Source organism: Streptomyces cylindrosporus (genome assembly GCF_022698165.1).
GTDB classification, from domain to species: Bacteria; Actinomycetota; Actinomycetes; order Streptomycetales; family Streptomycetaceae; genus Streptomyces; species Streptomyces cylindrosporus.
This window is the reverse complement of record NZ_JALDAY010000003.1, coordinates 682,339-695,553: the sequence shown is the minus strand read 5'-3', so window position 1 is coordinate 695,553 and position 13,215 is coordinate 682,339. Positions and strand designations below refer to the sequence as shown.

Genomic DNA, 13,215 nt, shown 5'->3' with positions numbered 1-13,215 from the left:
GCCCCCGCCTTGATCACCCGTTTGTCAGTGCCGGGTCGTAGGGTGGTCGCCCTATGACGAAGCCCTCACTCCCCGAACTCCTGCATGCTGCCGTCACTGCTGTCGGCGGCACGGAGCGCCCCGGCCAGGTGACCATGGCCGAAGCCGTCGCGGAGGCGATCGACGGCGGCTCCCATCTGCTGGTCCAGGCTGGCACCGGCACCGGTAAGTCGTTGGGCTACCTCGTGCCCGCGCTCGCGCACGGGGAGCGTGTGGTCGTGGCGACCGCCACGCTCGCCCTGCAGCGTCAGCTCGTCGAGCGCGACCTGCCGCGCACGGTCGATGCCCTGCATCCGCTGCTGCGCCGCCGCCCGGAGTTCGCGATGCTCAAGGGGAGATCGAACTACCTGTGCCTGCACCGCCTCCACGAGGGCGTTCCGCAGGACGAGGAGGAGGGCCTCTTCGACCAGTTCGAGGCGGCCGCACCCACCAGCAAACTCGGCCAGGACCTGCTGCGCCTGCGGGACTGGTCGGACGACACCGAGTCGGGCGACCGCGACGACCTGACTCCCGGCGTCTCCGACCGTGCCTGGGCCCAGGTGTCGGTCTCGTCCCGCGAGTGCCTGGGCGCGTCGAAGTGCGCGTACGGCGCCGAATGCTTCGCGGAGATGGCCCGCGAGCGGGCCAAGCTGGCCGAGGTCGTCGTCACCAACCACGCGCTGCTCGCGATCGACGCCATCGAGGGCGCCCCGGTCCTGCCGCAGCACGAGGTGCTGATCGTCGACGAGGCGCACGAGCTGGTCTCGAGGGTGACGGGCGTCGCCACCGGCGAGCTCACCCCCGGCCAGGTAAACCGAGCGGTGCGTCGCGCCGCGAAGCTGGTCAACGAGAAGGCCGCCGACCAGCTCCAGACTGCCGCCGAGGGCTTCGAGCGGCTCATGGAACTGGCCCTGCCAGGCCGATTGGAGGAGATCCCGGAGGACCTCGGCTACGCGCTCATGGCACTGCGCGACGCCTGCCGTACGGTGATCTCCGCGATCGGCGCGACCCGCGACAAGTCCGTCCAGGACGAGGACGCGGTGCGCAAGCAGGCGCTGGCGTCGGTGGAGTCGGTGCACGACGTGGCGGAGCGGGTCACCAACGGCTCCGAGTGGGACGTCGTCTGGTACGAACGGCACGACCGCTTCGGAGCCTCCCTGCGGGTCGCCCCCATGTCGGTGTCGGGTCTCCTGAGGGAGAAGCTCTTCGCCGACCGCTCGGTCGTCCTGACCTCCGCGACACTCAAGCTCGGCGGCGACTTCAACGGCGTGGGTGCCTCACTGGGCCTCGCGCCCGAGGGCACGGAGGGCGAGGACCTCCCGAGTTGGAAGGGCGTCGACGTGGGCTCGCCCTTCGACTACCCCAAGCAGGGCATCCTGTACGTCGCCAAGCACCTGTCGCGCCCCGCGCGGGACGGCGACCGCGCGGACATGCTGGACGAGCTGACGGAGCTGATCCAGGCGGCCGGCGGCCGTACGCTCGGCCTCTTCTCGTCCATGCGGGGCGCCCAGCTGGCCGCCGAGGAACTGCGCACCCGTATCCCGGAGTTCCCGATCCTGCTGCAGGGCGAGGAGACCCTCGGCGAACTGATCAAGAACTTCGCGGCCGACCCGAGGACCTGCCTGTTCGGCACGCTGTCGCTCTGGCAGGGCGTCGACGTCCCCGGCGCTAGCTGCCAGCTGGTGGTCATGGACAAGATCCCGTTCCCGCGTCCCGACGACCCGCTGATGAGCGCCCGCCAGAAGGCGGTTGAGGACGCGGGGGGCAACGGCTTCATGGCGGTCGCCGCCACGCACGCCGCGCTCCTCATGGCCCAGGGCGCCGGCCGCCTCGTAAGGGCGTCGGGGGACCGCGGTGTGGTCGCCGTACTGGATCAGCGGCTGGCGACGGCGCGGTACGGCAGCTATCTGAAGGCGTCGCTGCCGGACTTCTGGTACACCACGGACCGTAACCAGGTCCGGAAGTCGCTCGCGGCGATCGACGCGGCGGCGAAGGCCGCGGAAGCGGCGGCCGCGGTGGAGAGCGCCGAAGCGGCGGAGGCGGAGGCAGAGGCCGAATGATCGGGGGTTAGCCTGTCGCGGCGCCGCGACAGGCTAACCCCCGATCCCGGACCGGCCGGCAGCGGGGTCCGGACAGCACAGGGCCCCGGAACCGGCGCAGGGGTCCCGGGGCCCGGTCATGGGGCGGTACCCACGAGGAACCGCCCGGCCGCAGCCGTCACACGCGCCGCAGTACGGCCACCACCTTGCCGAGGATCGTCGCGTCGTCGCCCGGGATCGGCTCGTAGGCCGCGTTGTGCGGCAGGAGCCAGACGTGGCCGTCCTCGCGCTTGAAGCGCTTGACGGTGGCCTCGCCGTCGAGCATCGCGGCGACGATGTCGCCGTTCTCGGCGACGGGCTGGCGGCGGACGGTGACCCAGTCGCCGTCGCAGATCGCGGCCTCGATCATGGAGTCGCCGACGACCTTCAGGACGAACAGCTCGCCGTCACCGACCAGTTGCCGGGGGAGGGGGAAGACGTCCTCGACCGACTCCTCGGCGAGGATCGGGCCACCGGCGGCGATCCGGCCGACCAGCGGGACGTACGACGCGGCGGGCTTGCCGGCGGTGTCGGTGGGCTGCACGGTGGCGCCCTGGTCGGAGCCGCGCACCTCGTACGCGCGCGGGCGGTGCGGGTCGCGGCGCAGGAAGCCCTTGCGCTCCAGTGCCATCAGCTGGTGCGCGACCGAGGAGGTGCTGGACAGGCCGACCGCCTGGCCGATCTCCCGCATCGACGGCGGGTAGCCGCGCCGCTGCACCGAGTCCCGGATGACCTCGATCACCCGGCGCTGCCGGTCGGTCAGTCCGGAGCTGTCCGCCCGGATGCCTGGAGGTCGGCCCGGCAGGGAGCGCTTGTGCCCCTCCGGATTCACGGCTTCGTTCATCGCATGCACCGGCTCGAGTCGGCCCTGGGAGCGGTCCTGGGCAGTGATGGTGGCACTGTCTGCGGTGGTGGTCACGTCGGCCCCTCTCGATGGTCTCCCTGCTGGACAACGGTAGTTGCTTTCGAAAGGTTGCGCCAAACACACGTTCGAGTGAAAAACCGTGGATCGCCTGACTTGATCACGTGTCTGGGTGTATGGCTAACGCGGCACCTGGCGGACAAAAGGGCCCATTGTTGTACTCTTCACCGCCGGGGTGCTGACCTCGTGGGTTGTCGCCCCAGTCTGCCATCCGGCATCCCGTCAACCGGGAACCGGCCTCCATCTGCGCTGGAGTCGCACGCCCCCTCCTTGCGGCACCCACGGTATCTCCGCATGTGCCGTAACGGTACGGCTGTGCGTGTGCGCGTTCCGTGCGCCCTCGCGGTCGCGTGGCACATGCCAATACGCGCGCTACGCACGCGTACGGCGTGTCTCTATGGGCCAATCCCTACATGTAGTGCTTGGATTGCAGCAGCAGCCCAGAAGTTGTGGTCCCCCGGGTCTCCGGACCCCTGGCCATCGCCTATGCTTGGGGCTGCTTCGAGGGGTCCGTGGGGCTCAACGAGGCTATTGAGTCTGCTGTGAGGAGGGTTGGGAGTTCATGCACTGCCCCTTCTGCAGGCACCCCGACAGCCGCGTCGTCGACAGTCGTACGACCGACGACGGCACGTCGATCCGCAGGCGCCGCCAGTGTCCGGACTGCTCCCGTCGTTTCACGACCGTGGAGACGTGTTCGCTCATGGTGGTCAAGCGGTCCGGAGTCACCGAGCCTTTCAGTCGTACCAAGGTCATCAATGGCGTGCGCAAGGCATGCCAGGGGCGGCCTGTCACCGAGGACGCACTCGCCCAACTCGGCCAGCGGGTCGAGGAGGCGGTGCGGGCCACCGGAAGCGCCGAGCTGACCACCCACGACGTGGGGCTGGCCATACTCGGCCCGTTGCAGGAGCTCGACCTCGTCGCGTATCTGCGATTCGCCTCCGTCTACCGGGCGTTCGACTCGCTCGAGGACTTCGAGGCCGCGATCGCGGAACTCAGGGAGGAGACGCGACGCGCCGCCGCGGACGACGAAGACCGCCCGGACGCTGTCGTGGGGAGCCAGGAAGACGACGCGGGGTCCGGAGAGGCCGTCCAGGTCCCCGAACCCGCGCACGCCGCCGACTGATCGGCGGGTCGGAGACCGGGCGGAGAGCCCGGATCCGGCCGTACGGCGGCGATCCGAAGACCTGTCGGGGGCAGCGTGAGGGTGCCTCCGACACAAGACAGAACACCGTGCCTCGGGAACATCGTGGCACTTCAGGGCGTTTTAGCCCGTACAGGGAGGCGGCATGACAGAGACGGCGAGCGGTCCGGCACGGAGTTCCCGCGCCAAGGGCACCAAGGCGGCAGCGAACAAGGGCCTGCGTATCGAGCGCATCCACACCACCCCCGGCGTGCACCCGTACGACGAGGTCCAGTGGGAGCGCCGTGACGTCGTCATGACCAACTGGCGCGACGGCTCGGTCAACTTCGAGCAGCGCGGCGTCGAGTTCCCCGACTTCTGGTCGGTGAACGCGGTCAACATCGTCACCAGCAAGTACTTCCGGGGCGCCGTCGGCACCCCCCAGCGCGAGACCGGCCTCAAGCAGCTGATCGACCGCATCGTGAAGACGTACCGGAAGGCCGGCGAGGACCACAAGTACTTCGCCTCGCCCGCCGACGCCGAGATCTTCGAGCACGAGCTGGCGTACGCCCTCCTGCACCAGATCTTCAGCTTCAACAGCCCCGTCTGGTTCAACGTGGGCACCCCGCAGCCCCAGCAGGTCTCCGCCTGCTTCATCCTTGCCGTCGACGACTCCATGGAGTCGATCCTCGACTGGTACAAGGAAGAGGGCATGATCTTCAAGGGCGGCTCCGGCGCCGGCCTGAACCTCTCCCGGATCCGCTCCTCCAAGGAGCTCCTGTCCTCCGGTGGCAACGCCTCCGGTCCGGTCTCCTTCATGCGCGGCGCCGACGCCTCCGCCGGCACCATCAAGTCCGGTGGCGCCACCCGCCGCGCCGCCAAGATGGTCATCCTGGACGTCGACCACCCCGACATCGAGGACTTCATCGAGACCAAGGTGAAGGAGGAGGAGAAGATCCGCGCCCTGCGTGACGCGGGCTTCGACATGGACCTGGGCGGCGAGGACATCACCTCCGTCCAGTACCAGAACGCCAACAACTCGGTCCGTGTGAACGACGAGTTCATGAAGGCGGTCGAGCAGGGCGGCAAGTTCGGTCTGCGCGCCCGGATGACCGGCGAGGTCATCGAAGAGGTCGACGCCAAGGCGCTGTTCCGCAAGATGGCCGAGGCCGCGTGGGCCTGCGCCGACCCGGGCATCCAGTACGACGACACCATCAACCACTGGCACACCTGCCCGGAGTCCGGCCGTATCAACGGCTCGAACCCCTGCAGCGAGTACATGCACCTGGACAACACGTCCTGCAACCTCGCCTCGCTGAACCTGATGAAGTTCCTGAAGGACGACGGCAAGGGCAACCAGTCCTTCGAGGTCGAGCGCTTCGCGAAGGTCGTCGAGCTCGTCATCACCGCGATGGACATCTCCATCTGCTTCGCGGACTTCCCGACGCAGAAGATCGGCGAGAACACGCGCGCGTTCCGCCAGCTCGGCATCGGCTACGCCAACCTCGGCGCCCTGCTGATGGCGACCGGCCACGCCTACGACTCCGACGGCGGCCGCGCCCTCGCCGGCGCCATCACCTCCCTGATGACGGGTACGTCGTACAAGCGCTCCGCCGAACTCGCCGCGGTCGTCGGCCCGTACGACGGCTACGCGCGCAACGCGAGCGCCCACAACCGCGTCATGAAGCAGCACTCGGACGAGAACACCAAGGCCGTCCGCATGGACGACCTGGACACGCCGATCTGGGCCGCCGCGACCGAGGCCTGGCAGGACGTGCTCCGCCTCGGCGAGAAGAACGGTTTCCGTAACGCCCAGGCGTCCGTCATCGCCCCGACCGGCACCATCGGTCTCGCGATGTCCTGCGACACCACCGGCCTCGAGCCCGACCTCGCCCTGGTCAAGTTCAAGAAGCTGGTCGGCGGCGGCTCGATGCAGATCGTCAACGGCACGGTCCCGCAGGCCCTGCGCCGCCTGGGCTACCAGGAGGAGCAGATCGAGGCGATCGTCGCCCACATCGCCGAGCACGGCAATGTCGTCGACGCCCCCGGCCTCAAGCACGAGCACTACGAGGTCTTCGACTGCGCCATGGGCGAGCGCTCCATCTCCGCGATGGGCCACGTCCGCATGATGGCCGCGATCCAGCCGTGGATCTCCGGCGCCCTGTCCAAGACGGTCAACATGCCGGAGTCGGCGACCGTCGAGGAGGTCGAGGAGATCTACTTCGAGGCCTGGAAGATGGGCGTCAAGGCGCTCGCCATCTACCGCGACAACTGCAAGGTCGGCCAGCCCCTCTCCGCCAAGACCAAGGAGAAGGAGAAGGCCGAGGTCACGGAGAAGGCCGAGGCGACCATCCGCGAGGCGGTCGAGAAGGTCATCGAGTATCGCCCGGTCCGCAAGCGCCTCCCCAAGGGCCGTCCCGGCATCACGACGTCCTTCACGGTCGGCGGCGCCGAGGGCTACATGACCGCCAACTCCTACCCGGACGACGGTCTCGGCGAGGTCTTCCTGAAGATGTCCAAGCAGGGCTCCACCCTCGCGGGCATGATGGACGCCTTCTCGATCGCGGTCTCGGTCGGCCTCCAGTACGGCGTGCCGCTGGAGACGTACGTCTCGAAGTTCACCAACATGCGCTTCGAGCCGGCGGGCATGACGGACGACCCGGACGTGCGGATGGCGCAGTCGATCGTCGACTACATCTTCCGCCGCCTGGCGCTCGACTTCCTGCCCTTCGAGACGCGTTCCGCGCTCGGCATCCACTCCGCCGAGGAGCGTCAGCGTCACCTGGAGACCGGCTCGTACGAGCCCTCCGAGGACGAGGTGGACGTCGAGGGCCTGGCCCAGTCGGCGCCGCGCGCCCAGGAGCTGAAGGCCGTCGCCACGCCGCGTGCCGAGGTCGAGGCGGCCAAGCCCGCCCCGAAGCAGGCCCACACCAGCGCCGAGCTGGTGGAGATGCAGCTGGGCATCCAGGCCGACGCCCCGCTGTGCTTCTCCTGCGGTACGAAGATGCAGCGGGCCGGTTCCTGCTACATCTGCGAGGGCTGCGGCTCGACCAGCGGTTGCAGCTGACCCGGAGCGCCCGCAGGGCGTGAATCAACCGGTCAGGGCGGTGGCGTTCCCACGGGAGCGCCACCGCCCTCGGCGTTTTCGGCTGCCGCCTCGGGGGCCTTCTGCATGCACGGGACAATTTCATTTCCTCCGCGAAACGATCACCCACTAGGCTCCCCGGGGCACAGCAAGCGCACAGCACAACAGGGGGCGGGGGACATGACCGAGGCTGTTCCGGAACCGGAGAAGGGCTGGAGCCCGGCGTCGCAGGCGGTCGCCGCGGTCGTGGTCGTCGGCGGCCTAGCGGCGCTCGTATGGGCGCTGGGCGGAAGCTTTCTGCAACAGGCCGAGGACCGTAAGCCGGCCGTGTGCGAGAAGTCGGACAGTAAGCAGGGGGCGAAGCACATATCGGGAGTGCAGCTGTGCACCGCGCTGAACCGCCCGGACCTGCCCACGCTGCTCGGCACGCCGGACGAGTTCGCGCGGACCGCCTACGGCAGTGACGCCACGATCACCTCGGCCGACGGCAGCAAGACGCCCGCACCCGAGGGCAACGTCGACCTGGACACGTACTCCCTGAAGCTCTCGGTGTCCGACGACGACGTACCGGTCTCCGACATGGCGGCCTTCCTGGGCGGCGGCGCGCAGACGCGGACCGTCCTCGGGCATCCCGCGGTCCTCTACTCGGACCGGACCATCGCCCTCAGCCTCAACCTGGGCGGTGGCAAGGTCGACACCGGTCCTGGTGGCATCGCGCGCAGCCTGGTGGTCGCGCGGGACGCCAAGGACGGCGGCGGGTTCTTCGAGGTCTCCATCTGGCGTCAGGACGACGTGACGCCCGACGACGCGGCGCTGTTCCGCGTCGCCGAGGAGGTGCTGCCGGAGGTCCCGGGCTGGACCGCCGGCTGAGCGGCTGTCAGGGCTGGTGTGCCCGGCCCATGACCCGCGTGAAGGTCGCAGGATCGTCCTCGAAGCCGTGTATTCCGGCCCTGAAGGTCCACGTACCGGACTCGTCGCGCACGAACTCCCCGACGGTCGCCGCAGCGGCTCCCAGGACGTCCCCGAAGTCGTCCTCGGCGAGCACGGTGTAGCCCTCGCGGATACGCAGACCGGGGTTGATCACGCTGACGAAGGTCCGGTGTGCCTCGCGCTGCTGGATGACGACTCCGACCACCACGCGCGCGTACCGGTCGCTGAGCCGGTCGAGCTCCAGGGTCATGACCTCGTCCCAGCCGAAGCCCTTGCCGTCCTTGCTGTCACGGTTGAGATAGATGGTGCCGTCGGGGGAGCGGCTGTCGAAGTGCACCACATAGGCGGGATCGCCGTAGGGATCGCTCGAGGCATAGGTGGCGGCGACGATGTCCAGATCGGTGGGTGGCTGTCCTGTCGGACTCGGGTCCCACTTCAGTGCGACCTCCGCTTTCCGGATCCCCTTGCTGAGGGCGTTCACCAGACTTCCCCTTCCCCGTTCCCCGTGTGCCCCTCGTGGCCCGAACTGCTGGACAGACAAGGCTCGTTGTCCATCCTGCCACGCGCGCGCGTGGCCGTGCGCCGGTGATGTCCGCCGGAGCGTGACCGGCGCCACGCTCCGTGGCCTTACCATGGCGCGGTGCTGGTCAAGTGGATTCGCTGCACCGTGGTGGACCGCCGCGGCTTCGAGCGGGGGCAGCGAAAGTGGGCGGGGCTTCTGGGGGAGCCGGGGTTTCGGGGACAAGGTGGTGGCTGGAGCCGGGGGCGACCCGGAGTGGCGCACATCTTCGCCTTCTGGGAGAGCCGCGCCTTTTACGACTCCTTCATGGCCCGTTCCCATGACCGGCTCGCCGCGTCCCAGGCGGGCACCTTCAAGGACTCCCAGGTCAAGCTCTTCGACTACCGCTTCGACGTGAAGACGGGCTTCGAGCCCCGGTTCACCGACGCCGACCTGCTGCGGGTCGCCCTGTGCCGTGTCCACGAGGAGCGCGCGGAGCACTTCACCCTGATGCAGGAGAAGGTCTGGAACCCCGCGATGGCCGGCTCGCCCGGCATGATCCGCGGTCTGTTCGGCGAGGCGCCCGGACACGAGTTCCTGGTGCTGTCGATGTGGCGATCGGCGGCCGAACACGGCAAGTACCGCACGGAGCGCGTGGAGCGGCTCGCCCTGCGCGCGCAGATCGAGGCCGACGTGGCGGCCCTCACGGGTGACATCGTGGAGTTGGAACCGACCTGGACGGTCTGACGGGTCGGTTTGAACACCGTCGGTCAGTTTGAAAGCCGTCGGTCAGTTTGGAAACCGTCAGTTAGTTTGGAAACTGGACCCGCTAATCGTGCACTCTCATGTGGCCTGTGGTGCGAAAACCGTGTGACCTACGCCGTATGGAGCCCGTACGAGTGCTCGATCGGCCGTCACTCGATCTAGGGTTTTGGCATGGCACGACCACGGCGCATCGTCCTTGTCCGGCACGGAGAGTCAACGGGCAATGTTGATGACACCGTGTACGAGCGTGAACCCGACCACGCCCTCGCACTGACCGACCGCGGCTGGCAGCAGGCCGAGGAGACCGGCAAACGGCTGCGCGAGGTGTTCGGCCGCGAGCGTGTCAGCGTGTACGTGTCCCCGTACCGCCGCACGCACGAGACCCTCCGGGCCTTCCACCTCGACCCCGACCTCATACGGGTGCGCGAGGAACCCAGGCTCCGGGAGCAGGACTGGGGCAACTGGCAGGACCGCGACGACGTACGCCTGCAGAAGGCCTACCGGGACGCGTACGGCCACTTCTTCTACCGCTTCGCCCAGGGCGAGTCCGGCGCCGACGTCTACGACCGCGTCGGCGGCTTCCTGGAGAGCCTGTTCCGCAGTTTCGAGGCCCCAGACCACCCGCCGAACGTGCTGCTGGTGACCCATGGTCTGGCGATGCGCCTGTTCTGCATGCGCTGGTTCCACTGGACGGTCGCGGAGTTCGAGTCGCTGTCGAACCCGGGGAACGCGGAGATGCGGATGCTCGTTCTCGGGGACGACGGCAGGTATGCGCTGGACCGGCCTTTCGAACGCTGGCGGGATCCGGAGCCGTACGGGATCACTGGATAGAGCGGCGGAGCGATGACCTTTGACCTGTCACCCGGCGGGCGCCTGGACCGCGCCCTGGCGAGCCTGCGCGGGCTGGCCGTGGGGGACGCGCTGGGCTCGCAGTTCTTCGTGCCGGGGAACCACCCGCTGCTGAAGCGTCGCGAGCTGCCGTCCGGCCCCTGGCAGTGGACCGACGACACGGAGATGGCCTGCTCCGTGGTCGCCGTCCTCGCCGCCCACCACCGCATCGACCAGGACGCGCTGGCGCACTCCTTCGCCGAGCACCACGACTTCGACCGGGGGTACAGCCCCGCGGTCAACCGTCTGCTGCGACTGGTCCGGGAGGGCGGCGACTGGCGCGAGCTGGCTGCCGCGCTCTTCAACGGGCAGGGGTCCTGGGGAAATGGCGCGGCCATGCGGGTCGCCCCGCTGGGCGCCTGGTACGCGGACGATCCGGCCCAGGCGACCCACCAGGCGGAGATCTCCGCCTACCCCACCCACCAGCACCGCGAGGCCGTCGTCGGCGCCATGGCCGTCGCGGCCGCCGCCGCCCTCGTCGCCTCGCCGGACGGTCCGCCGAGCCCCGGGGCGTTGCTCGACGAGGTCGTCGCGCTCGTGCCGAAGAGCGCCGTCGGCGCCGGACTGCGCCGTGCCCGGGACATGCTCGACTACGGCGACGCGGGCACCGTGGCGGCCGTGCTGGGCTGTGGACGGCGTACGTCGGCGCACGACACGGTGCCCTTCGCGCTGTGGTCGGCGGCGCGGTCGCTCGGCGACTACGAGCGGGCGTTCTGGACGACCGCTCAGGTCGGCGGCGACGTCGACACCACCTGCGCCATCGTGGGCGGGGTGATCGCCGCCGGGAAGGCGGGGACGCCGCCGGCGGAGTGGGTGGCCCGGACGGAGGCGCTGCCGAAGTGGGTGCCGGATGTCCGGGTGACGCCTTCCTGAGCGCCCTGGCGCGGGGAGGAGCGGGGGAGGGGCGGTGAAGCCCTGTCGCCCGGGAGGCTGGTCAATCCCCCGGCCGCTGGCGGGGGCTGTGAAGGCACAGCTGCCGGGGAGGGGCCATGAAGGGACGGCCGTTTCAAAACTCTCCGTGTCGAGTGGGAACTCTGCGTGATCGGACGTGCGTTGTCGTGGTGTCGGCTCGTGTTCCGTACGTGTCGATGGCTACGGACGGCACGTGAGAGGTGGGGGTGGTCATGCGGTTCATTTCGCTTTGGCGAGCCCTGAGTGTGCGGATGGCCGGGCCGACGTCCTCGCCGTCGGTCCCCTGGACTCGGTCCGGCCACCCGCGGTCCCTCGCGGACCCGGGCGGATCAGCCCACCGCCGGGCCCGCCGTGCCGGCGAGCGCCTCCAGGTCGCTCTTGCGGACCCGGATCACCAACCAGGCCGTACCGAGGGCGAGCACGGCCATGGCAGCCGCCGCGACGAAGCCCATCGAGATGCCCTGGGCCAGCACCTCGTGCCCCCAGGCGCCGGGCAGCTGGTGCGTCTTGGCGAACTCCGCCTTCTGCTCCGCCGAACCGTCGGCGAGGAACTTCGGCAGCTGCTTCTGCGCCTCGTCCTTGCTGGCCGAGCCGAACACCGTGGTCAGGATGGACAGGCCGAGCGAACCACCCACCTGCTGCATGGCGTTGAGCAGTCCGGAGGCCGCGCCCGCCTCGTGCTGGGCGACACCGGAGACCGCGGTCACCGTCAGGGTCACGAAGTTGAGGCCCATGCCGAAGCCGAACACCAGCATCGGTCCGAGCACCCCGCCCGCGTACGAGCTGTCGGAGCTGATGAGCGTCTGCCAGGCCAGGCCGACCACCGCGAGCGCCGAACCCGTGACCATGAAGGGCTTGGGTCCAAGGACCGGCAGGAACCGCTGGGAGAGCCCGGCGCCGAGCGCGATCACAACCGTCACCGGCAGGAAGGCGAGGCCGGCCTGGATCGGGCTGTACCCCAGCACGTTCTGCACGAAGAGCACGATGTAGAAGAACATGCCGAACATCGCCGCGGCCAGGCTCAGCATGATCACGTACGTGCCCGAGCGGTTGCGGTCGGCGAACATCCGCAGCGGCGTGATCGGTTCCTTGGCCCGGGACTCGACGAGCGCGAAGGCCACCAGCAGGACGACGGCCGCCGCGAAGGAGCCGATGGTGAGGCTGTCCCGCCAGCCCTCGTCCGCGGCCCGGATGAAGCCGTAGACGAGGGCCGCCATACCCGCTGTCGAGGTCACCGCGCCCACGATGTCGAAGCGGCCGGTGTGCCGCTCGGACTCGCTGATGTAGAGCGGCGTGAGCAGGGCGATCACCACGCCGATCGGTACGTTCACGAAGAGCACCCAGCGCCAGTCGAGCCACTCGGTGAGCATGCCGCCCGCGAGCAGGCCGATCGCACCGCCGCCCGCGGAGACCGCGGCGAAGACGCCGAAGGCCCGGTTGCGTTCCGGGCCCTCGGGGAAGGTCGTGGTGATCAACGCCAGCGACGTGGGCGACGCGATCGCGCCACCCATGCCCTGCAGCACGCGCGCGGCCAGCAACTGCCAGGGTTCCTGGGCGAGTCCGCCGAGCAGGGAGGCGAAGGTGAACAGCAGGATGCCGGTCATGAAGACCCGGCGGCGGCCGAGGATGTCACCGGCCCGGCCGCCCAGAAGCAGCAGGCCGCCGAAGGTGAGTGTGTAGGCGCTGACGACCCAGGTGAGGTCGGTCGTGCTGAACTTGAGCGCGTCTTGAATGTGCGGGAGCGCGATGTTCACAATCGTCGCGTCGAGTACCACCATGAGTTGGCAGGCCGCGATGACCGCGAGCGCGATGCCGGGATGCCCTTGCCGGCGAGCCGCACCTGGCTTCTGGTCCTTGATCAATTGAGAGGTTGTCACTATGGGTCCCCCACGAACGCGTTAGTGAACGATCCCGTTCACTGTCGCGTCAAAGGTAGTGAGTCCCCGATAGTGAACGCAAGCGTTCACTTAAATTGGTGTCGTACGGCGGGTCCCCCGT

Annotated in this window: 10 protein-coding genes; 7 read left to right on the top strand and 3 right to left on the bottom strand. The window is 69.2% G+C overall.

What is annotated here, in order from left to right:
* Window positions 1-53 precede the first annotated feature (53 nt).
* Entirely contained in the window at window positions 54-2,078 is a 2,025-nt protein-coding gene (locus tag MQP27_RS12440) for an ATP-dependent DNA helicase (protein WP_242764940.1), read from the top strand.
* A 157-nt stretch (window positions 2,079-2,235) separates the two neighbouring features.
* Here the strand turns inward: MQP27_RS12440 and lexA are convergent, their stop codons facing one another.
* The gene (lexA, locus tag MQP27_RS12435) at window positions 2,236-3,015 is read right to left on the bottom strand and encodes a transcriptional repressor LexA (RefSeq protein WP_242764938.1); all 780 of its coding nucleotides are present in this window, start codon (window positions 3,013-3,015) and stop codon (window positions 2,236-2,238) included.
* Between the two features lie 565 nt (window positions 3,016-3,580).
* On the opposite strand from lexA, the gene nrdR reads away from it, so the two are divergent.
* The 3 genes from nrdR (at window position 3,581) to MQP27_RS12420 (ending at window position 8,093) form a co-directional block, all read left to right on the top strand.
* Complete coding sequence (nrdR, locus tag MQP27_RS12430; protein WP_242764936.1) at window positions 3,581-4,141, top strand: transcriptional regulator NrdR; 561 nt, start codon at window positions 3,581-3,583, stop codon at window positions 4,139-4,141.
* A 163-nt stretch (window positions 4,142-4,304) separates the two neighbouring features.
* Entirely contained in the window at window positions 4,305-7,205 is a 2,901-nt protein-coding gene (locus MQP27_RS12425) for a vitamin B12-dependent ribonucleotide reductase (RefSeq protein ID WP_242764934.1), read from the top strand.
* Window positions 7,206-7,403: 198 nt separating this feature from the next.
* Complete coding sequence (locus MQP27_RS12420) at window positions 7,404-8,093, top strand: DUF6215 domain-containing protein (protein ID WP_242764932.1); 690 nt, start codon at window positions 7,404-7,406, stop codon at window positions 8,091-8,093.
* Window positions 8,094-8,100: 7 nt separating this feature from the next.
* On the opposite strand, the gene MQP27_RS12415 is transcribed toward MQP27_RS12420, so the two are convergent.
* Entirely contained in the window at window positions 8,101-8,634 is a 534-nt protein-coding gene (locus MQP27_RS12415; RefSeq protein ID WP_242764930.1) for a TerD family protein, read from the bottom strand.
* A gap of 159 nt (window positions 8,635-8,793) precedes the next feature.
* Here MQP27_RS12415 and MQP27_RS12410 point away from each other — a divergent pair, with 159 nt between their 5' ends.
* The 3 genes from MQP27_RS12410 to MQP27_RS12400 all read left to right on the top strand — a co-directional run bounded on the left by MQP27_RS12410 (window position 8,794) and on the right by MQP27_RS12400 (window position 11,178).
* Window positions 8,794-9,399, top strand: a complete 606-nt coding sequence (locus tag MQP27_RS12410; protein WP_242764928.1) for a YdbC family protein — start codon at window positions 8,794-8,796, stop codon at window positions 9,397-9,399.
* A 189-nt stretch (window positions 9,400-9,588) separates the two neighbouring features.
* Entirely contained in the window at window positions 9,589-10,248 is a 660-nt protein-coding gene (locus MQP27_RS12405) for a histidine phosphatase family protein (protein WP_242764926.1), read from the top strand.
* Between the two features lie 12 nt (window positions 10,249-10,260).
* Window positions 10,261-11,178, top strand: a complete 918-nt coding sequence (locus tag MQP27_RS12400; protein ID WP_242764924.1) for an ADP-ribosylglycohydrolase family protein — start codon at window positions 10,261-10,263, stop codon at window positions 11,176-11,178.
* A gap of 368 nt (window positions 11,179-11,546) precedes the next feature.
* Here MQP27_RS12400 and MQP27_RS12395 read toward each other — a convergent pair whose 3' ends face one another.
* Window positions 11,547-13,094, bottom strand: coding sequence for an MFS transporter (locus MQP27_RS12395; RefSeq protein ID WP_242764922.1), 1,548 nt, complete (start codon window positions 13,092-13,094; stop codon window positions 11,547-11,549).
* Window positions 13,095-13,215 lie beyond the last annotated feature (121 nt).